This is a genomic window from Pseudomonas sp. Ag1, from assembly GCF_000278565.1.
Taxonomy (GTDB): Bacteria; Pseudomonadota; Gammaproteobacteria; order Pseudomonadales; family Pseudomonadaceae; genus Aquipseudomonas.
Window position 1 is genome coordinate 140,578 of record NZ_AKVH01000111.1, and the last position, 19,327, is coordinate 159,904.

The 19,327-nt window shown below is 60.7% G+C and carries 21 protein-coding genes; 12 read left to right on the forward strand and 9 right to left on the reverse strand.

The window, feature by feature from the left end; translation table 11 throughout:
• Nucleotides 1-190 precede the first annotated feature (190 nt).
• Together A462_RS04085 and A462_RS04080 are read left to right on the forward strand one after the other, a co-directional pair.
• Entirely contained in the window at nt 191-1,237 is a 1,047-nt protein-coding gene (locus tag A462_RS04085) for an HlyD family secretion protein (RefSeq protein ID WP_008438770.1), read from the forward strand.
• Nucleotides 1,227-2,777, forward strand: a complete 1,551-nt coding sequence (locus A462_RS04080) for an MDR family MFS transporter (RefSeq protein ID WP_008438772.1) — start codon at nt 1,227-1,229, stop codon at nt 2,775-2,777. Before A462_RS04085 ends, A462_RS04080 begins: the two co-directional genes overlap by 11 nt.
• A gap of 238 nt (nt 2,778-3,015) precedes the next feature.
• Here the strand turns inward: A462_RS04080 and uvrB are convergent, their stop codons facing one another.
• Complete coding sequence (uvrB, locus tag A462_RS04075; RefSeq protein ID WP_008438773.1) at nt 3,016-5,031, reverse strand: excinuclease ABC subunit UvrB; 2,016 nt, start codon at nt 5,029-5,031, stop codon at nt 3,016-3,018.
• A 343-nt stretch (nt 5,032-5,374) separates the two neighbouring features.
• On the opposite strand from uvrB, the gene A462_RS04070 reads away from it, so the two are divergent.
• Nucleotides 5,375-6,571, forward strand: a complete 1,197-nt coding sequence (locus A462_RS04070; protein ID WP_008438775.1) for an amino acid aminotransferase — start codon at nt 5,375-5,377, stop codon at nt 6,569-6,571.
• 310 nt (nt 6,572-6,881) lie between these two features.
• A complete protein-coding gene (locus A462_RS04065) occupies nt 6,882-7,091 on the forward strand; it encodes a hypothetical protein (RefSeq protein ID WP_008438778.1) in 210 nt (69 codons plus the stop codon).
• A gap of 326 nt (nt 7,092-7,417) precedes the next feature.
• Here A462_RS04065 and ptrR read toward each other — a convergent pair whose 3' ends face one another.
• Nucleotides 7,418-8,293: a putrescine utilization regulator PtrR gene (gene ptrR, locus A462_RS04060; protein WP_003214475.1), complete on the reverse strand. Its 876-nt coding sequence runs from the start codon at nt 8,291-8,293 to the stop codon at nt 7,418-7,420.
• 104 nt (nt 8,294-8,397) lie between these two features.
• Here ptrR and A462_RS04055 point away from each other — a divergent pair, with 104 nt between their 5' ends.
• A complete protein-coding gene (locus A462_RS04055) occupies nt 8,398-9,789 on the forward strand; it encodes an aldehyde dehydrogenase family protein (RefSeq protein ID WP_008438790.1) in 1,392 nt (463 codons plus the stop codon).
• Between the two features lie 34 nt (nt 9,790-9,823).
• On the opposite strand, the gene A462_RS04050 is transcribed toward A462_RS04055, so the two are convergent.
• A complete protein-coding gene (locus tag A462_RS04050) occupies nt 9,824-10,462 on the reverse strand; it encodes a TetR family transcriptional regulator (RefSeq protein ID WP_008438791.1) in 639 nt (212 codons plus the stop codon).
• 129 nt (nt 10,463-10,591) lie between these two features.
• Between A462_RS04050 and A462_RS04045 the strand changes: the two genes are divergently transcribed.
• Genes A462_RS04045 through A462_RS04035 form a run of 3 tightly spaced genes read left to right on the forward strand, consistent with a single transcriptional unit; the run spans nt 10,592 to nt 13,710 of the window.
• Nucleotides 10,592-11,248 (forward strand): O-methyltransferase, encoded by a 657-nt coding sequence (locus A462_RS04045; RefSeq protein WP_008438792.1) that lies wholly within the window; start codon nt 10,592-10,594, stop codon nt 11,246-11,248.
• A 22-nt stretch (nt 11,249-11,270) separates the two neighbouring features.
• Nucleotides 11,271-12,476: an arabinose transporter gene (locus A462_RS04040; RefSeq protein WP_008438793.1), complete on the forward strand. Its 1,206-nt coding sequence runs from the start codon at nt 11,271-11,273 to the stop codon at nt 12,474-12,476.
• Nucleotides 12,477-12,498: 22 nt separating this feature from the next.
• Nucleotides 12,499-13,710 carry a YeeE/YedE family protein gene (locus A462_RS04035; protein ID WP_008438794.1) on the forward strand — a complete coding sequence of 404 codons (1,212 nt, stop codon included), beginning with the start codon at nt 12,499-12,501 and terminating at the stop codon, nt 13,708-13,710.
• Between the two features lie 115 nt (nt 13,711-13,825).
• On the opposite strand, the gene A462_RS04030 is transcribed toward A462_RS04035, so the two are convergent.
• The 5 genes from A462_RS04030 to A462_RS04010 all read right to left on the reverse strand — a co-directional run bounded on the left by A462_RS04030 (nt 13,826) and on the right by A462_RS04010 (nt 16,895).
• Nucleotides 13,826-14,209, reverse strand: coding sequence for a c-type cytochrome (locus A462_RS04030; protein WP_008438795.1), 384 nt, complete (start codon nt 14,207-14,209; stop codon nt 13,826-13,828).
• Nucleotides 14,210-14,242: 33 nt separating this feature from the next.
• Nucleotides 14,243-15,142: an alpha/beta hydrolase gene (locus A462_RS04025; protein WP_050550331.1), complete on the reverse strand. Its 900-nt coding sequence runs from the start codon at nt 15,140-15,142 to the stop codon at nt 14,243-14,245.
• A 147-nt stretch (nt 15,143-15,289) separates the two neighbouring features.
• A complete protein-coding gene (gene tspO, locus A462_RS04020) occupies nt 15,290-15,730 on the reverse strand; it encodes a tryptophan-rich sensory protein TspO (RefSeq protein WP_008438802.1) in 441 nt (146 codons plus the stop codon).
• 124 nt (nt 15,731-15,854) lie between these two features.
• The gene (locus A462_RS04015; RefSeq protein WP_008438809.1) at nt 15,855-16,247 is read right to left on the reverse strand and encodes a hypothetical protein; all 393 of its coding nucleotides are present in this window, start codon (nt 16,245-16,247) and stop codon (nt 15,855-15,857) included.
• Between the two features lie 48 nt (nt 16,248-16,295).
• Complete coding sequence (locus tag A462_RS04010) at nt 16,296-16,895, reverse strand: hypothetical protein (protein ID WP_008438818.1); 600 nt, start codon at nt 16,893-16,895, stop codon at nt 16,296-16,298.
• A gap of 114 nt (nt 16,896-17,009) precedes the next feature.
• Here A462_RS04010 and A462_RS35095 point away from each other — a divergent pair, with 114 nt between their 5' ends.
• The 4 genes from A462_RS35095 (at nt 17,010) to A462_RS34495 (ending at nt 18,716) form a co-directional block, all read left to right on the forward strand.
• On the forward strand, nt 17,010-17,138 hold the full coding sequence (locus A462_RS35095) for a hypothetical protein (RefSeq protein ID WP_256346977.1): 129 nt from the start codon (nt 17,010-17,012) through the stop codon (nt 17,136-17,138).
• A 324-nt stretch (nt 17,139-17,462) separates the two neighbouring features.
• Nucleotides 17,463-17,789 carry a DUF6124 family protein gene (locus A462_RS04005; protein ID WP_008438824.1) on the forward strand — a complete coding sequence of 109 codons (327 nt, stop codon included), beginning with the start codon at nt 17,463-17,465 and terminating at the stop codon, nt 17,787-17,789.
• Nucleotides 17,790-17,960: 171 nt separating this feature from the next.
• The gene (locus A462_RS35000; protein ID WP_083853257.1) at nt 17,961-18,197 is read left to right on the forward strand and encodes a hypothetical protein; all 237 of its coding nucleotides are present in this window, start codon (nt 17,961-17,963) and stop codon (nt 18,195-18,197) included.
• Between the two features lie 81 nt (nt 18,198-18,278).
• The gene (locus A462_RS34495) at nt 18,279-18,716 is read left to right on the forward strand and encodes a hypothetical protein (protein WP_157222886.1); all 438 of its coding nucleotides are present in this window, start codon (nt 18,279-18,281) and stop codon (nt 18,714-18,716) included.
• A gap of 364 nt (nt 18,717-19,080) precedes the next feature.
• On the opposite strand, the gene A462_RS04000 is transcribed toward A462_RS34495, so the two are convergent.
• Nucleotides 19,081-19,314 (reverse strand): hypothetical protein, encoded by a 234-nt coding sequence (locus tag A462_RS04000; RefSeq protein WP_008438825.1) that lies wholly within the window; start codon nt 19,312-19,314, stop codon nt 19,081-19,083.
• Between the last annotated feature and the right edge of the window lie 13 nt (nt 19,315-19,327).

Below are 19,327 nucleotides of genomic sequence, written 5' to 3' on the forward strand. Positions count from 1 at the left end.
TCTCGAATTGGCGATAAAACTGAAAATGAAACAAGGGGCGAATGGTAACAGCCCCAAGCCCTTGGGCTCCAGCGTGGGGAGGCGAACAAAGGGCATATGAGACAAGCTCCGGTCTCAAGTCTCGACATGGCTATTTGCCAGACCGTTCGCTGGCTATATTCCATTACCTTTTGTCGACGACATTATTGCCATGCCTGCCCCGCTCAAACGCCGCCTGTTTATCTTCCTGTTTATCGTGGTCCTGATCGCCGGGGGCTTTTTCGCCCAGTGGTTCTTCAAGGGCCGTTTTTATGAAAGCACCGACAACGCCTACGTCCAGGGCGAGATCACCCGGGTCTCCAGCCAACTGGGTGCGCGCATCGTCGAGGTGCTGGTGGGCGACAACGAGCACGTGGAAAAAGGCCAACTGCTGGTCAAGCTCGAAGGCGACGACTTCCACCTCGCCGTCGACCGCGCCAACGCCGCCCTGGCCATGCGCGAAGCCGAGCGCGTGCAGGCCCAGAGCAAACTGACCCAGCAAGCCAGCCTGATCGCCGCCGGTGCAGCCAAGGTCTCGTCCAGCCAGGCCACCCTCGGCCGCTCGCAGATCGACCTGAACCGCGCACAAACCCTGCGCAAACCCGGCTATGTCTCCGAAGAACGGGTCACCACCCTCGACGCCGACAACCACATCGCCCGCTCCCAGGTGACCATGGCCCAGGCCGACCTGCAGGGCCAGCGCCAGCAGGTCAACGCCCTGAACGCCGAGATCAAGCGCCTCGACGCGATGATCGCCAACGCCAGGACTGACCTGGCCCAGGCCGAACTGAACCTGACCCGCAGCGAAATCCACGCGCCCATCAGCGGCCTGATCGGCCAGCGTGCCGCGCGCAACGGTCAATACGTACAGGCCGGCGCCTACCTGCTGTCGATCGTCCCGGACCAGGACATCTGGGTGCAGGCCAACTTCAAGGAAACCCAGATCGGCCATATGCAGCCTGGGCAAAAAGCCGAGCTGACATTCGACGCCTACAGCGATACTCCAATCGAAGGCCGCGTGGCCAACCTGTTCGGCGCTTCCGGCGCGCAATTCAGCCTGCTGCCGCCGGACAATGCCACGGGCAACTTCACCAAAGTCGTACAACGGATTCCGGTCAAACTGACCTTCGCCACCGACAACCCGCTGCAGGGCAAAATCCGCCCGGGCATGTCGGTGACGGTCAAAGTGAACATCCAAGACCCGCACGATGGCCGGTGATCAACTGCTGCCGCCGGTAGGCGAACCGAGCCGGCGCGACTGGATCGCGGTCATGAGCGTGATGCTCGGCGCCTTCATGGCGGTGCTCGACATCCAGATCACCAACTCCTCCCTCAAGGACATCCAGGGCGCGCTGTCGGCCACCCTGGAAGAAGGTTCGTGGATTTCCACCTCCTACCTTGTGGCCGAAATCATCATGATCCCCCTCACCGCCTGGCTGGTGCAGCTGCTGTCGGCGCGTCGGCTGGCGGTGTGGGTCTCGGGCGGGTTCCTGATCGCCTCGCTGATGTGCTCCATGGCCTGGAGCCTGGAAAGCATGATCGTATTCCGCGCCTTGCAGGGTTTTACCGGCGGCGCGCTGATCCCCCTGGCGTTCACCCTCACGCTGATCAAGCTGCCCGAACATCACCGCGCCAAAGGCATGGCCATGTTCGCCATGACCGCCACCTTCGCCCCGTCCATCGGCCCGACCATTGGCGGCTGGCTCACGGAAAACTGGGGTTGGGAATACATCTTCTACATCAACATCCCACCGGGCCTGATCATGATCGCCGGGCTGCTGTACGGCCTGGAGAAAAAGGACTCCAACTGGGACCTGCTCAAAAGCACCGACTATCTTGGCATTGTCACCATGGCCGTGGGCCTTGGGTGTTTGCAGGTGTTTCTGGAAGAAGGCCATCGCAAGGACTGGCTGGAATCCAGCCTGATTGTCAGCTTGGGCACTGTCGCCCTGCTCAGCCTGATCACCTTTGTGATAGTGCAGATGTCCAAGCCCAACCCGCTGATCAACCTGCGCATCCTCGGCAATCGTAATTTCGGGCTATCGAGCATTTCGAGCCTGGGGATGGGCGTGGGGTTGTATGGCTCGATTTATCTGCTGCCGCTGTACCTGGCGCAGATCCAGAACTACAACGCCCTGCAAATCGGCGAAGTGATCATGTGGATGGGGGTTCCGCAGCTGTTTTTGATTCCGCTGGTGCCCAAGCTGATGAAGTACGTGTCGCCCAAGTGGCTGTGCACCCTGGGGTTCGGGCTGTTCGGGTTGGCGAGTTTTTCATCGGGGGTGCTGAACCCGGACTTTGCCGGCGACCAGTTCAACCGCATCCAGATCATCCGTGCGTTGGGGCAGCCGTTGATCATGGTGACAATTTCGTTGATTGCCACGGCATACATCATGCAGAAGGACGCGGGGTCGGCGTCGAGCCTGTTCAATATTTTGCGAAACCTGGGCGGGGCGATCGGGATTGCGTTGCTGGCGACGCTGCTGGATGCGCGCACCAAGACCTACTTTGATTACCTGCGTGAGGCGATTGTGCCGACCAATCCACAGGTGGCAGAGCGCATGGCCAGGCTGACGGAGACGTTTGGGAGTGAGACGGCGGCGTTGGGCAAGTTGAGTGAGATAGCGCATCAGCAGGCGCAGATCATGGCTTACAACGATGCGTTCCATTTTGTAGGGTTGGCGTTGGGGATCAGCATGGTGGCGATCTTGTTGACCAAGGCGTTGCCGGCGGGGCTTAAGGCTGGGGAAGCTCACTGAAATAACCTGTGGCGAGGGAGCTTGTTGTGGCGAGGGAGCTTGCTCCCGCTGGGCTGCGAAGCGGCCCCAAAATTCTGGGAGCGCTTCGCACTCCAGCGGGAGCAAGCTCCCTCGCCACAAAGAGCTTGAAGATCGTTCCCACGCTCTGCGTGGGAATGCCTCACTGGACGCTCCGCGTCCGCTCTTGGGACGCAGAGCGTCCCGGGCTGCTTTCCCACGCAGAGCGTGGGAACGATCATCAGACCGCCAGCAACCGCTCCCGCAACTTGCCGATCTCATCACGCATCTGCGCCGCCGCTTCAAACTCCAGATCCCGCGCCAACTGGTACATCTTCTCTTCCAGCTGGCGAATACGCTTGGTGATCTCGCTCGGCGAACGCAATTCCGCTTCGTACTTGGCATTCTCCTCCGCAGCCTTGGCCATACCCTTGCGCTTCTTGCTGCGCGAACCCGGCACCGTTGCGCCTTCCATGATGTCGGCCACGTCCTTGAACACACCCTTCGGCGTGATGCCATGCTCAAGGTTGTAGGCAATCTGCTTGTCGCGACGACGCTCGGTCTCGCCAATCGCCCGTTCCATGGAACCGGTAATCCGGTCCGCATACAGAATCGCCCGGCCATTCAGGTTGCGCGCCGCCCGGCCAATGGTCTGGATCAACGAGCGCTCGGAACGCAGGAAGCCTTCCTTGTCCGCATCCAGAATCGCCACCAGGGACACTTCCGGCATATCCAGGCCTTCACGCAGCAGGTTGATCCCCACCAGCACATCGAAGGCGCCCAGGCGCAGGTCGCGGATGATTTCCACGCGCTCCACGGTGTCGATGTCCGAGTGCAAATAGCGCACGCGCACGCCGTGGTCGGCCAGGTAATCGGTCAAGTCTTCGGACATGCGCTTGGTCAGCGTGGTGACCAGCACCCGCTCTTCCAGGGCAACGCGCTTGGTGATTTCCGAGAGCAAGTCATCCACCTGGGTCAGCGCCGGGCGGATTTCGATTTGCGGGTCCACCAGGCCCGTCGGGCGCACCAGTTGCTCAATCACACGCCCGGCATGTTCGGCCTCGTAGTTACCCGGCGTGGCCGAGACAAAAATCGTCTGCGGGCTGATGCCTTCGAACTCGTCAAAACGCATCGGCCGGTTATCCAGCGCCGATGGCAGGCGGAAGCCGTATTCCACCAGGGTCTCTTTACGGGAACGGTCACCTTTGTACATCGCGCCCACCTGCGGCACGCTGACGTGGGACTCGTCGATCACCAGCAAGGCATCGTCCGGCAGGTAATCGAACAAGGTAGGTGGCGCCTGCCCGGACTCGCGGCCCGAGAGGTAGCGCGAGTAGTTTTCGATGCCGTTGCAGTAGCCCAGTTCGAGGATCATCTCCAGGTCGAAGCGGGTGCGCTGTTCCAGGCGCTGGGCTTCCACCAGCTTGTTGTTGGAGCGCAGGTATTCCAGGCGCTCCACCAGCTCAGCCTTGATGCCCTCGATGGCGCCCATCAGGGTTTCGCGCGGGGTCACGTAGTGGCTTTTCGGGTAGAAGGTGAAGCGCGGCAGCTTGCGGATCACTTCGCCGGTCAACGGGTCGAAGGCCGACAGGCTCTCGACTTCATCGTCGAACAGCTCGATGCGGATCGCTTCCAGGTCGGATTCCGCCGGGTAGATGTCGATCACATCGCCGCGCACGCGGAAGCTCGCCCGGGCGAAGTCTATGTCGTTGCGGGTGTATTGCAGGCTCGTCAGGCGACGCAACAGTTCGCGCTGGTCGAGTTTGTCGCCGCGGTCGACGTGCAGCACCATCTTCAAATAGGTTTCCGGGCTGCCCAGGCCGTAGATGCACGACACCGTGGTGACGATGATCGCGTCTTTGCGTTCCAGCAGCGCCTTGGTCGCCGAGAGCCGCATCTGCTCGATGTGGTCGTTGATCGAGGCGTCTTTCTCGATAAAGGTGTCGGACGACGGTACGTAGGCTTCCGGCTGGTAGTAATCGTAGTAGGAAACGAAGTACTCCACCGCGTTGTTCGGGAAGAACGCCTTGAACTCGCCATACAACTGCGCGGCCAGGGTCTTGTTCGGCGCCAGCACCAGGGTCGGGCGGTTCACCTGGGCGATCACGTTGGCGATGCTGAAAGTCTTGCCGGAGCCGGTCACCCCGAGCAAGGTCTGGTGCGCGAGGCCGGCCTCAATGCCTTCGACCATCAGGCGGATGGCTTCCGGTTGATCGCCGGCGGGCTCGAAGCGGGTGACTAGCTGGAAATCCGACATAACGTACCTCTTGAGTCACCCCGAGGCCGGAAAAAGCAACGGGGACGAAAAAGACCGCGACCCGCGACTGTTCGGCGCAGGTTGCAGGAAAAAACCATGATAGCTGTAGAAGTGGAGGCGAATGTGACGGGTTTCAAGGCAATCGTCCTACATGCCGTTGGTCACCCATGTTGCAATAAGACTAACGGTCGGTAAATAAACCGAAAAACTTGGCCGAAAAGCCGTTTCGGCTGTCGCCGTGAGCAGTGATGGCCTCTATACTAGCTCCCCGTTTGTGCACCGCTCTAGTGCATTCGGCTGGAGCGCGACACGTCCCTCCACTCTCTATAGAGCTGCCGCAAAAATGAGCCTGTTCTCCGCTGTCGAAATGGCACCACGCGATCCAATCCTGGGCCTCAACGAAGCATTCAACGCCGATACCCGAACCACCAAGGTGAACCTTGGCGTGGGCGTTTACTGCAACGAGGAGGGGAAGATTCCACTCTTGCGTGCCGTTGCCGAAGCGGAAGCCATTCGTGTGGCGCAACACGCCGCCCGTGGCTACTTGCCGATCGACGGTATTGTCGCCTACGACCAGGCCGTGCAAAAGCTGCTGTTCGGCGCGCAATCGCCGCTGATCAGCTCCGGCCGCGTCATCACCGCCCAAGCGGTCGGCGGCACCGGCGCCCTGAAAATCGGCGCTGACTTCCTCAAGCAACTGCTGCCCAACGCCGTCGTCGCCATCAGCGACCCGAGCTGGGAAAACCACCAGGCGCTGTTCGAAAAAGCCGGCTTCCCGGTGCAGACCTATCGTTACTACGACGCCGCCACCCACGACGTAAACCGCGCCGGCCTGCTGGAAGACCTCAACGCCCTGCCGCCACAGTCCATCGTCGTGCTGCACGCCTGCTGCCACAACCCGACCGGCGTCGACCTGAGCCCGGCCGACTGGCAACAAGTGCTGGACGTGGTCAAGGCGAAAAACCTCGTGCCGTTCCTCGACATGGCCTACCAGGGCTTTGGCGACGGCATCGACGAAGACGCCGCTGCGGTGCGCCTGTTCGCCGAGTCGGGCCTGACCTTCTTTGTGTCCAGCTCGTTCTCCAAATCGTTCTCGCTGTACGGCGAGCGCGTGGGCGCCCTGTCCATCGTCACCGACTCCAAGGAAGAAAGCGCACGCATCCTGTCCCAGGTCAAGCGCGTGATCCGCACCAACTACTCCAACCCGCCGACCCACGGCGCGGCGATCGTGGCAGCGGTGCTGAACAACCCTGAGCTGCGTGCCCAGTGGGAAGCGGAACTGGCGGAAATGCGCCTGCGCATTCGCGGCATGCGCGAGCAGATGGTGGCTGACCTCGCCAAGGCTGCTCCGGGCCACGACTTCAGCTTCGTCGGTCGCCAGCGCGGGATGTTCTCCTACTCCGGCCTGAGCGTTGAACAAGTGACACGCCTGCGCAACGAGTTTGGTATCTACGCGCTGGATACCGGCCGTATCTGTGTGGCGGCGTTGAACCAGAAAAACATTGATGCAGTGACCAAGGCCATCGTTCAGGTGCTGTAAGCCTGTTGTGATGCAAAAAAAGGGGAAGCCGGTGGCTTCCCCTTTTTCATTCTGAAAACCGCGCCCCCTGTGGCGAGGGAGCTTGCTCCCACTGGGATGCGAAGCGGCCCCAAAACCTGCCACCGTGAACTTTATGAATGAATGGGGTGCCTGAACTGGGGCTGCTGCGCAGCCCAGCGGGAGCAAGCTCCCTCGCCACAGGGTGGGTGGTTTGCCTTCAAGAGCGGGTGTTCAGCCCCTAAAAATTCGCTGCTTTCAGTCCGCTGCCCCTAGACTGACAGCAAGACAGTCCCTTCCCCTTGAGTATCCTATGAGAAACGACGACCTGGACCTGCGTGCCGACCGCGACGAACTGGACCACTTCACCCCGCGCCCACCACCCGCCAAGCGCCAGAAAAGCCTGGTGCTGCAAGTCGCGCTCGGCGTATTCCTCGGTGGTTTGGCCTTATGGCTGGTGCAACTGGGCGCCGGCGCCCTGATGGCCAAGCTGGCCATGGGCACCTTSCARTTYGGCGGCTGACAAAGACCAAATGTGGGAGCCGTCGAGCTTTAGCGAGGCCGCGATAGCGGTGGGTCAGGCACCCTCAATGTCGACTGTGCCGACGCCATCGCAGCCTCGCTGAAGCTCGACAGCTCCCACAGGGGRTCTACTCCCGCCTTCAGTCCGCGCTCGTGTGGCTGGTTCAACTCGATCCAAGCAGTCCCCCTGCAATTTGGCGGCTGACAAAGACCAAATGTGGGAGCCGTCGAGCTTTAGCGAGGCCGCGATAGCGGTGGGTCAGGCACCATAAATGTCGACTGTGCCGACGCCATCGCAGCCTCGCCGGGGCTCGACAGCTGCTACGGCTACGATGCCAGGGCCAGGCCACGCTCTTCCAGCAACTGCACAAAACTGTTCAGACTCTGCGACACCGTACCCCGGCGCCAGATCAGCCAGGTATTCAGAATCCGGAACGTATCGGTCAGCGGCCACACACTCACCGCCGTAAACCCCGGCATGCTCTCCAGCATGCTCCGCGGCATCAGCGCCAACCCGGCACCGGCACTCACACACGCGAGCATCCCGTGGTACGACTCCATCTCGAAGATCTTCCCCGGCACCGCGCCATCCTGTGAAAACCAGCGCTCGAAGTGATGCCGGTACGAACAGTTCGAACGAAACGTGTAGATGCTCTCCCCGCTCACATCCCGCCCCCGGGTGATCGGCGCGTGATGCAACGGCGCAATCACCACCATCTCCTCCTCGAACACCGCCACGCCCTCCAGCGTCGCGTGCAGCACCGGCCCATCGACAAACGCCGCCGCCAGCCGCCCCGACAACACACCCTCGATCATCGTGCCGGACGGCCCGGTGGTCAGGTCCAGCTCAACCTTGGCGTGCTTCTGGTTATACGCCGCGAGCAACGCCGGGATGCGCACCGCCGCCGTACTCTCCAGCGAGCCCAACGCAAACGCGCCCTGGGGTTCCTCCCCCGCCACCGTCGCCCGGGCCTCTTGCACCAGGTCAAGAATGCGCCGCGCATACCCGAGGAAATTCCACCCGGCCGGTGACAAACGCAATCGGCTCTTCTCGCGAATAAACAAGTCCACGCCCAGGTCCTGCTCCAATTGCTTGATCCGCGTGGTCAGGTTCGACGGCACGCGATGGATCAATTGCGCGGCAGCGCTGATGCTGCCTTGCTCGGCAACGGCTTTGAAAATTTCCAGCTGGACCAGATCCAAGTCATTCTCCAAACGTGAACGTATTGCTTAATATTATTCAGTTTCCGAAAAAGATACAGCCCCGTACGCTGGCCTCCATCCCATTCACTGCGCAGGACGGTGCCATGAACTCCATTTCCTCCCAGACCCACGCGTTGTCGATCAACCCCGCCAACGGTGAAACGGTCGCCAGCTACCCGTACGAAACCGAGGCGCAGCTGGATGCCGCCCTGACCCGCTCGATCAATGCCTTCCGCAACGGGCGCAATACCCCCGTCGCCCAGCGCGCCGAATTACTGCTGGCCCTGGCCAGCACCCTGCGCGACCAGGCCGAAGAAATGGCCCAGATGATCACCCTGGAAATGGGCAAACCCATCGCCCAGGCCCGTGGCGAAATCGAAAAATGCGCGCAACTCGCTGAGTGGTATGCGGCCCACGGCCCAGCCATGTTGGCCCCGGAAGCCACCCTGGTGGACAACGGCACCGCCCAGATCGAATACCGCCCACTGGGCCCGATCCTCGCGGTAATGCCGTGGAACTTCCCGGTGTGGCAAGTGCTGCGCGGTGCGGTGCCAACCATGCTCAGCGGCAACACCTACGTGCTCAAGCACGCGCCTAACGTGATGGGCAGCGCGTACCTGATGAAACAAGCCTTCCAGCGCGCCGGCTTTGCCGATGGCCTGTTCGAAGTGATCAACGTCACCCAGGACGGCGTATCCAAAGCCATCGCCGACCCGCGCATCGCCGCCGTGACCCTCACCGGCAGCGTGCGCGCCGGCATGGCCATCGGTTCCCAGGCCGGGGCCGCGCTGAAAAAATGCGTACTGGAGCTGGGCGGTTCCGACCCGTTCATCGTGCTCAACGACGCCAACCTCGACGAAGCCGTGCAAGCCGCCCTGATCGGCCGTTTCCAGAACTCCGGCCAGGTGTGCGCCGCCGCCAAGCGCCTGATCATCGAAGAAGGCGTGGTGGAAGCCTTCACCGCCAAATTCCTCGAAGCCAGCCGCAACCTGGTGATGGGCGACCCGACCGCCAGCGAGACCTACATCGGGCCGATGGCCCGCTTCGACCTGCGGGACGAACTCGACGGCCAGGTCCAGGCCACCCTGGCCGAAGGCGCCACCCTGCTGCTGGGCGGCAACAAAGTCGAAGGCGCGGGCAACTATTACGCACCCACCGTGCTGGCCAACGTCACCGACCAGATGACCTCGTTCAAACAGGAACTGTTCGGGCCGGTCGCCTCCATCATCACCGCCCGCGATGCGGACCACGCCGTGACCCTGGCCAACGACAGTGAGTTCGGCCTGACCGCCAGTGTGTTCACCACCGACCCGCAGAAGGCACGCAGCATCGCCAACCAGCTGGAAACCGGCGGGATCTTTATCAACGCCTACAGCGTGTCCGATCCCCGGGTCTCGTTTGGTGGTGTGAAAAAGAGCGGCTTCGGGCGGGAGTTGTCGCACTTCGGTGTGCGGGAATTCTGCAACGCGCAGACCGTGTGGCTGAACCGCCGCTAAGGCAAGCGCTGCAAACGATTGCCCGCCCTGCGGGTCATCGTGTTGTCTGGTTCAGCACCGTCACGTACGCACCGAACATATCCGCCATGGCGTCCGCATAGGCGGTTATTTGCGCCTCGGTGCGCGGGCTTCCCGAGAATTCCTTTGCCACTGAACTGAAGGTGGTGGCGATCAAATCGCAGGCCAGGGCGCGGGTGGCTTCAGGCACCTGCGGCAGCAGTTCCAGCATGAACGCCTGGAAAATCTGTTGCCCTTCTGCGCGAACCTCATGGGCTTCGGGCGCATCACGGTACAGCGGCGCAGCGTCGCTCAGGGCGACACGCATCTGCGCCTCCTCACATTCCGAACGAATAAACGCATGCACCAACGCCCGCAACCGCTCAAGGGCCGGCTGGCTTACGTCCTGCAGAATGCGGCTGAGCATCTGCGAGGTTTGCTGCCACTCATCCGTCTGCAGCCGAAACAGGATGGCCGCCTTGTTGGGAAAGTACTGGTACACCGATCCCACGCTGACACCGGCCTTTTCCGCGACCCGTGCGGTGGTGAAACGGCTGGCGCCTTCCTTGGCCAAAACCTGAATAGCCGCCTCCAGAATGGCCGACACCAACTCGGTGGACCGCGCCTGTTTGGGCTCTTTACGTGAGGAAATCTGCGAAGTCTGGCGGTCGGTCATGGGGCGTTCCTGCTGCCGTTGGAATGCGAATAGCGAATGTGACGAATTGTTCGCATACTTTAAATGCGACGAATCATTCGCATACTAGCCCGGCGCCTCACGGCGCTCAACCTGCAGCAGGACATCCCCATGAATACGCTTACCTCGGCCCCGATGGCGGCCCTGATTGAACGGCTGTACACACAGGCCGATGCCGCCACCAGCCCCGTCATCAACACAGTGACCCACGAAGAACGCGACCGCCTGATGCGCAGCAAGACCGACTACCTGGCACTCTACGGAATGCTGAAAGACCTGTGGTTGCCCGTCTCCCGCGACACCGGCACCCTGCTGTACATGCTCGCACGCAGCAGCAAAGCGCAGGCCATCGTCGAGTTCGGTACTTCGTTCGGCCTGTCCACCCTGCACCTGGCGGCCGCCCTGCGGGACAACGGCGGCGGCACGCTGATCAGCAGCGAGTTCGAGCCCTCGAAGATCGCTCTCGCCCGGCAACACCTGGAGCAAGGCGGCGTGAGCGACCTTGTGGAGATCCGCCAAGGCGATGCCCTGGTTACCCTGGCCACCGGCCTGCCCGACAGCGTCGACCTGCTGCTGCTTGACGGCGCCAAGGCGCTGTATGGCGACGTGTTGAACCTTGTGGAAAGCCGCCTCAAGCCCGGCGCGCTGATCATCGCCGACAACACCGACTACTGCCCCGACTACCTGGCCCGGGTGCGTTCGCCAGCAAACGGCTACCTGTCGGTGCCGATCGGTGACGACGTCGAGCTTTCCGTTCGCCTGGGCTGATGCCCGTCAGAGGATTCAACTCATGTCTGGATTGGTAAGCCCAGTGGTACTGAAATTACTGCCCATCACCCTGGCGGTGTTTGTCGGGTTCCTGATCATCGGCATGCAACTGCCGGTGCTGCCGCTGCACCTGCACAACACCTTGGGCATGGACCCGCTGGTGGTGGGCGTGGTGATCGGTGCGCAGTTTGCCGGGGCATTGTTGTCGCGATCCTGGGCCGGCAATTTTGCCGATATGCGCGGCCCCAAGCGCGCCATGCTTGTGGGCATGCTGGTGGCGGCCAGCTCCGGCTTGATCTACCTCGCGTCCCTGGCGTTTGTGGCATCACCGGTGGTCTCGGTGTGGGTGTTGCTCGCCGGGCGCGTGGTGCTGGCGCTGGGGGAAAGCCTGATCGTGACCGGCTCGATGGGCTGGGGTGTCGGGTTGGTGGGGCCGCAAAATACCGGCAAGGTCATGGCCTGGATCGGCATCGCAATCTACGCCGCGTTTGCCCTGGGGGCGCCCCTGGGAGTGGCGGTGAATAGCCAGTGGGGTTTCAGCGGGATCGCCGTCGGGACCATGGTGATTCCGCTGCTGGCACTGGCCATCGTCGCCGGAGCGCAAGGCGTTGCGCCGACCAGCCAGCGGCGCACCTCGTTTTTCAAGGTGCTGCGCTCGGTGTGGGTACCGGGGTTGGGCCTGGCCTTTGCAAGCGTCGGGTTTGGCGTGATTACCGCGTTTATCGCGCTGCTGTTTGCCACCAAGGCCTGGGGCAATGCGTCATTGGCGTTTACCGCCTTTGGTCTGGCGTTTATCGGCGCGCGGATTTTCTTTGGGCACCTGCCCGACAAGATCGGCGGTGCCAAGGTCGCGCTGGTGTGCGTGATAATCGAAGCCGCCGGGCAGCTGTTGATCTGGGGCGCAGACAGCGCCTTGACCGCCTACCTGGGCGCGGCGCTGACCGGCTTCGGCTACTCCCTGGCGTTTCCCGGCTTTGGGGTGGAGGCGATAAAGCGCGCGCCGCCCCAATCCCGCAGCCTGGCGATGGGTGCGTATGTGGCGTTCCTGGATATTTCGCTGGGGGTCAGCACCCCGGTGATCGGCGCCTTGGCCGGCGTGGCCGGAGTGGCATCGGTGTACCTGGCGGGCGCAGTGGCCGTGGCGCTGTCGGTGATCGTGGCGCTGGCGTTGCTTTTCAAGGCGCCAGTGGCGGAGCGCGAGGTTTATACTTCGCCACCTCGCCCTTAACCCACATCACCCGAGATTCCCGATGAGCCTTTCCCTGTCCACAACCCCAGCGCGCAAGCCGGTCGCGCCATTGCTGGCGTTTGCCATCCTGCTGTTCGGCGCCGTCTTCCTGCAAAACAGCGTCGGCTCGCGCCAGGTGCTGTTGCTGGTGGTCGGCGCCGCACTGGGCCTGACGCTGTACCACGCTGCCTTCGGCTTCACCTCGGCCTGGCGGGTGTTCATTACCGACCGGCGTGGCGCGGGCTTGCGTGCGCAGATGGTGATGCTGGCGATTGCCGTGGTGCTGTTCTTCCCCGCGCTGGGGGCCGGCACTTTGTTCGGTCAACCGGTGGTCGGGCTGGTGGCGCCGGCCGGGGTTTCGGTGGTGTTCGGGGCATTCATCTTCGGCATCGGCATGCAGCTGGGCGGCGGTTGTGCGTCCGGCACCCTGTTCACCGTGGGCGGTGGTAACGCGCGCATGCTGGTGACGCTGTTCTTCTTTATCTGTGGTTCGTTGATCGCGACTCACCACGTCGACTGGTGGTTCTCGCTGCCTTCGTTCCCGGCGGTTTCCATCGTCAAAAGCTTCGGCGTGGTGCCGGCCTTGCTGCTGAGCCTGGCCGTATTTAGCATCATCGCAGCAGTCACCGTGCGCCTGGAAAAAGGTCGTCACGGGCAACTCGAAGCCGGCGTCACCAGCCAGCACCAGGGCCTGCGCCGCTTCCTGCGCGGGCCATGGCCATTGGTGTGGGGCGCAATTGGCCTGGCCCTGCTCAACTACGCCACCCTGGCACTGGCCGGGCGGCCATGGGGTATCACTTCGGCGTTCGCCCTGTGGGGCGCCAAGGTTGCTGGCGGGTTGGGCGTGGACGTAGGCAGCTGGGCGTTCTGGCAAATGCCGGGCAATGCCAAGGCCCTGGCGGCGCCGGTGTGGGAAGACGTCACCAGTGTGATGGACGTCGGCATCATCCTCGGTGCGCTGTTGGCTGCGGGATTGGCCGGGCGTTTCGCTCCAAGCCTCAAAATTCCGGCACGCTCGCTGTTCGCCGCAGTGATCGGTGGGTTGCTGTTGGGTTACGGCTCGCGCCTGGCGTACGGCTGCAATATCGGCGCGTACTTCAGCGGGATTGCATCGGGCAGCCTGCATGGCTGGGTGTGGTTGGTGGCGGCGTTTATCGGGAATAGCGTGGGCGTGCGGTTGCGGCCGTTCTTCTTTGCAGGTGAGCGTCCGCAGGTAGCGTTGACCGGTTGCTGACTGATCGTTCCCACGCTCCGCGTGGGAATGCCGCCAGGGACGCTCTGCGTCCCGCTGTTGGTGACGCGGAGCGTCACGGTATGCATTCCCACGCAGAGCGTGGGAACGAGCAGCATCATCGGCTTTTTGAAATCACTCCGCTCATGTACTGATTCAAGTCGCGGAAGTCCTGAACTTTCCAGGTGAACGGTGACAACTTCACACCGTTCTCCCGCAACGTTCTGGGAATCAGGTCGCCATTTGGACGAAGAATGACGGACGACACGATAACGCCCGGATAATCACTCAAGCGTTTTTTGAAAGTAGCCGTTGTCAGGTCAGGCGTAGGCGGATTGCTTTTATTCGCCAAGGGTCCCGTGCCTTTGATATCCGCGCCGTGGCACATGGCGCATCGCTGCAGATAAATGTTTTTCCCGTTAGCGTTGTCCGCAAAGGACAGTGACGTTTGAACCAGCGATAAAATCCCCAGCGACGCGATGAACGACTTTCTTATTTTCATCTTTCCATGTGGCCTTGTTGTAAAAATCCAATATCAACCAACCGAGCGTAAACGACCCGTTATCCACTCGCGACTGTAAGCCAGCACGCGGCCCGACATCGCCGTCGGAAAATGAATAAACCCATGAGCCGCCTGCGGTAACAAAAACACCTCGGACCCCGCCCATCGCTCGGCCATCTGCAGCGTGTCGTCCAGCAACGGGTCCAGCTCCCCCACAAACATCAGCGCTGGCGGCAGCCCGGCAAGGTCGCCATACAACGGTGACAACGGCGGCTGCCGACGCTGCTCGTCACTCAGGCCCGGCGTCAGCAAACGCAGCGCCTCCACCATGCCCGGCCCGTCCAGCAACAGCGTTTCCCGCCCCGCCGTGCGTACGCTCGGTGTACCGGTCAAATCGTAGACGCCGTAATACAGCACCGCCCCGCTCACCCGCGCCAGCAATTCGGGCGATTGCTTCAGCGCCAGCAGCGTGGCCGCCGCCAGATGCCCACCGGCAGACTCGCCGACAACGATCACCGGCAGGCCGGCGAACTCCTCACAGTCCCCGAGCAACCAGCGCGCCGTGGCCAGGCAGTCTTCCAGAATCCCTTCGACCGGTGTATTCACCGCCAGCCGGTAATCCACCGACACCACCGCCACCTCGCACGCATTCACCATGGCCACGTTGAGGTCGTCATTCATCTGCGCATTGCCGATCACCCAGCCGCCGCCATGGATATCCAGCACCACGCCTTTGGCCTTGCCCTTCGGCCGGATGATGCGCACCGGCACCGAGCCCACCCGCCGGCTTTCAGCCTGCAGGCCATGCTTGAGCAACTTGTTGCCGGCCACCATCTGACTGGAGCGCAACAGCGCCTGGATCACCCGGGGCGTCACGCGGTTGCGGATGCGAAAGCGCGGCATCCAGGCGAGCTTCTGGTTAAAGCGCTGCATTTGCGCCAGTTCATGTTCTTCAGCAGGCCACAGCGTGTGAGTTTCCAATTCGATATTCCCTCTATCTCTAAAAGAGATGTTCACCTTGGCCAGTGTGCGTGGGCATCATGGCAATGATGTTTCCGCCCTCTGCCCACGCCGCCAGGCTCAGCGGTTATTGCGCAGGATGGAGAAATTCAACGCAGCCGCAACGCTGAGCCACACCAGGTACGGGAACAGGATCAGCCCGGTGATCAAATCCAGCCGCACCGTCAGCAGCACCATGGCGGCCACTACCAGCCACAGCAGCGTGATGATCACCATCCCGGCGAAAATCCGGTGGGCACCGAAGAACACGGGCGTCCACAGGGTGTTGAGGGCGATCTGTGCGGCCCATAGAGCCAGCACGATTTCGCTGCTGGGAATCAGGGTCAAGCGATAGCCAGCCCAAGCCAGCAGCAGGTAGATGATGGTCCAGGCGACCGGGAACAGCCAGTTGGGAGGGGTGAAGCTGGGTTTGACCAGGGTGGCGTACCAGTCGCCCGGTTTGAAGATAATGCCGGTGCTCGCAGCAGCACCGCAGGCCAGAAGAAAAATAAACAACGTCACCATGATCGGTCCTTAGCTGAGAGCAGCTGCCTGGAGATGAAAGCCTTGACGGCGGTTTCAGGGTTGGACGCCCCGCGCAGCAAAAAGTGTATTTTTCTTTGCTCCGTGCCCCGCCACAGATGCCCTAGCTGAACGCGATGTAAACAGGCTGCTGCTCCACCGCCGACTGCTCACAAGCACGCACCAGATCCCGTACACAATAAAGTCGCCAGCCCTTGCCCGCGCCCCACTTGGCAGCCACATCATCAAACGACGCCGCTTCATCCCGCGCGGCCCGCTCCCAATCATCGTGGCCGATATCGGCGATCAAGCGTGTTTGGTAGTCCTTCAAAAAGGGAAGCAAGCCCTGCGCATGATCAACCTCCAGCAGCACAACGTCAGCCGAGTCCAGTTGCTGCCTGGCCGCCTCGACCCAGTCCCGCGCCTGCAACGGCAGCGCGTCCAGCACCGCCTCAAAGGCCGACCCCGACTTGTCGCTGCCCTGAAACGAACCACACCCAATCTCGCCACCCGCCATGTCGCTCTCCTTGATAGTGATTCATACGCGCTGGGTTACTCCCGGCGACTACTTTTCCGGACAGGGATTGAACACTTCCGTCGCCGCCACCGCAGACACATACGGAATTTTCGTGCCTGGAATGATCCCGACGGAGTAGGCATTTTTGCCGGTGTCACGCACATAGGTCTTGTCGGTGGTCAGATCGCCCGGCTGGTTCTCACCGAGCAGGTAATCCAGAAACTGGATTTTCACCGGCGTGTTGAACTGCCCCTCGGCCGTCAGCGGAATGATCTGAGCAGCCCCCGCCCGAGTGAACGCGAAAAACGCCGCGGCGGCTTCACGGCTGCGGAAGGTTTTCACGCACAGCACATCGCGGGTACGCAGTGTGATAAAGCGCTGATAACGGCCACCGGAATAGGTGCTCAGAATCAAGCCATCGTCCACCAGAACGCCCAGCCCCTGAGTGGCACGGCACTGGCCATCGCCGCCATTCTCCGAGCCGTAGGGCAAGTAGCACCAGTTGGTCTGGCTCAGGGCCCGCACCGAACCGGGGGCAATCTGTAGGTCGTGCTCGATTTGCTGCCGGGCTTCGGGTGTTTGATACGGAATGCTGCAGCCGCTGAGGATCAGGGCCAGTAACACGTACAACAGGCGATAAGAGCGCATAGGTTTTCCATAACGGGCACGGCAGGTCGTTGCGCGCGTTGCCAGGGGGTCATTCCTTTGAAAGCTGCGCAGGTTTTGTCACATTCTACGACAAGTACCTTTCGGCGAAACTTTATGGAAATACAGATTTCGGAAACGTCCGACTGGCAATTGTTCGCGGCCACCGCCGAAGTGTTGGAGCACGGTTTGAAAGGTGAATGGACCGTAAAGGCCGATGGGCTGGTGGTTGCATTTGCGGGATAAAGGAGACTTTGCGTAGGCCGTAGCACCTTGCTCCTTTGCCTACGCTTGCGTCAGAATCCGCCGGCTTGTGCACCTGGTTGGTCATCTCTAAGGTTGCTCGGTCGCTGAAAACTCAGTGATCGGGTTTAGTAGCCCTAGGGTCAATTACACATAGTGCATGAGCTGCATCTATCAGACGTTCCTGTCTGTGCTTGATGGTGGCTGTGCGTAGGGCGCCTTCGGGTGCGCCGGCTTTGTGTAATTCCCCGGTCTACTAACCTGCGTACAGCTGCCACCCTCTTGTGTAGTAGCGAAAGGGTGTCGGCCCCATTCAGGAATTGCACCATGTTCAAAGTAACGCCGAATCCTCCGAAGAAACCGGATCTAAAACTCCACCAGGCTGCCCAGCGCGCCATTGATCACTACCTCAATCCCGGCACCGAGACAGTCCCAGAGACAACCGCCCTCTTCAGCGTCACCTCCGGCGTCAGCAGCGAAATCCTGATCGCCAACAGCTACGAAACCGTTTCCTCCGTCAGCGCCCTGCTGCTCGACCTGTCCGACGAACTGACCGGCAAAGACCGCGACGTGGCATTGGCCATTCACCAACTGAGCGAATTGAGCGTACTGCTGATCGGCAAACTGATGGATCGCGAAACACCTCGGGCATAGAGCCCAACGCAGTCCAGCGGGACTAGCCCTTCAACTCACCCAACCGATTACTCGCCGCGTCGTCGTATGTCATATACAGCGACGCGGCGAGAGGCGCACGGTGCATTCAGCCATTGCTGAACCCCGCCTGGTTCGTTGTAATGGGCCTAGTCGAAACCCAACAGGTGATTCATGGACGCTGATCCGCTATGCCTAGTATTTGTACCAGCCCTCGTAGCCGTTCTCACCGCCGCTGAAGACAGAAAGGGTTCACCTCTTACCGAGGCTGAGGTCTGCAATATTCGAGACCAGGCGGTTTGTATTACCCTGCCATTCAGCGTGGCGCTTGATATGGAAAGGGAACGCGGCTATCCGGATATAGTTGCGGAGAACTGCTGGAGTGAATGGCAAAGCCGCAAATGTCATTGATTGATGTGGTCAGAATCACTTCACGTCTTTTCTAAAAGACTGTATGTGATGGTTGCCTAACTCAATTTTAGCGAGCGTGCTATGCCTGAATTAAAATGTTTCTTTCTTGATCATGACGTTGATATTGATCCAGATCCTCAGGCATATGCTGAGTTCTTCTTGAACTATCAATCTTCAAAGTGGCAGAAAGGGTCCGGTGATGGAGTATTTAGCTATATTAGTGACGAAGGTGACAAGTCCGAGCTATCAGTGCTAGAGAATAAAGAGTTAGGTATTTCAGTTAGATACAACATCCGAATATCCGGAGAACGAACAGGCGCTGAGTTTTATTCAGTGGGTACACTGAATAAAATTAATGTCGTTAAGAATTGTGGTGATGATCAGTTCGTACCTGAAGGCTCATTTTTAAAGCCCGATGTAGCATGGTTAGCGGTGGAAGATTTTTTAAAGAATCCGAGAGTTAAATCAGCTCGGATAACATGGTTGAATTCTGATGATATTTCCTGGCCCGACAGGTAATGAAATGACTTGATATGCCTGGATAACCCGGCACCACGCTGAACAGAAAGGGGCTTTATTTTTTCGATTAAAAAACCAGACTTCTTTTCCTTCTTGATCACGGCCTGAATCCCGCTACCGTCCCAGAGACGACCGCCCTTTTCAGCGCACTCTCCGGCGTCAGCAGCGAAATTCTGATAGCCAACAAACACAAAACCGTTTGCTCAGTCGGTGCCCTGCTGCTCGAGCTGTCCGACGAACTGACCGGACAGACCGCGATGCGGCACTGACCATCCACCAACTGAACGAATTGAGCGAATTGCTGATCGCAAACTGATGGACCGCGAAACACCTCGAAGCTAAAGCCGAACGCGGTCCAGCGGGACTAGCCCTTCAACTCACTCAACCGATTACTCGCCGCGTCGTCGTATGCCACATACAGCGACTCGGCGATTTGGCTTTTGATAGCCTTGGCGCTTTCCAGACCCAATACAAAACCTTCAGCCTTCCCGCCTGCGCGGTTGAGGTCTTCTTTGGTGTCAGCACCGGTGATGGCGTCGAGGAGCTTGATGGCGTGAGGGCCTACGCCTTTTGGGAGGCTGATTTGGTCGATGCTCATTGGGATGCCTCGG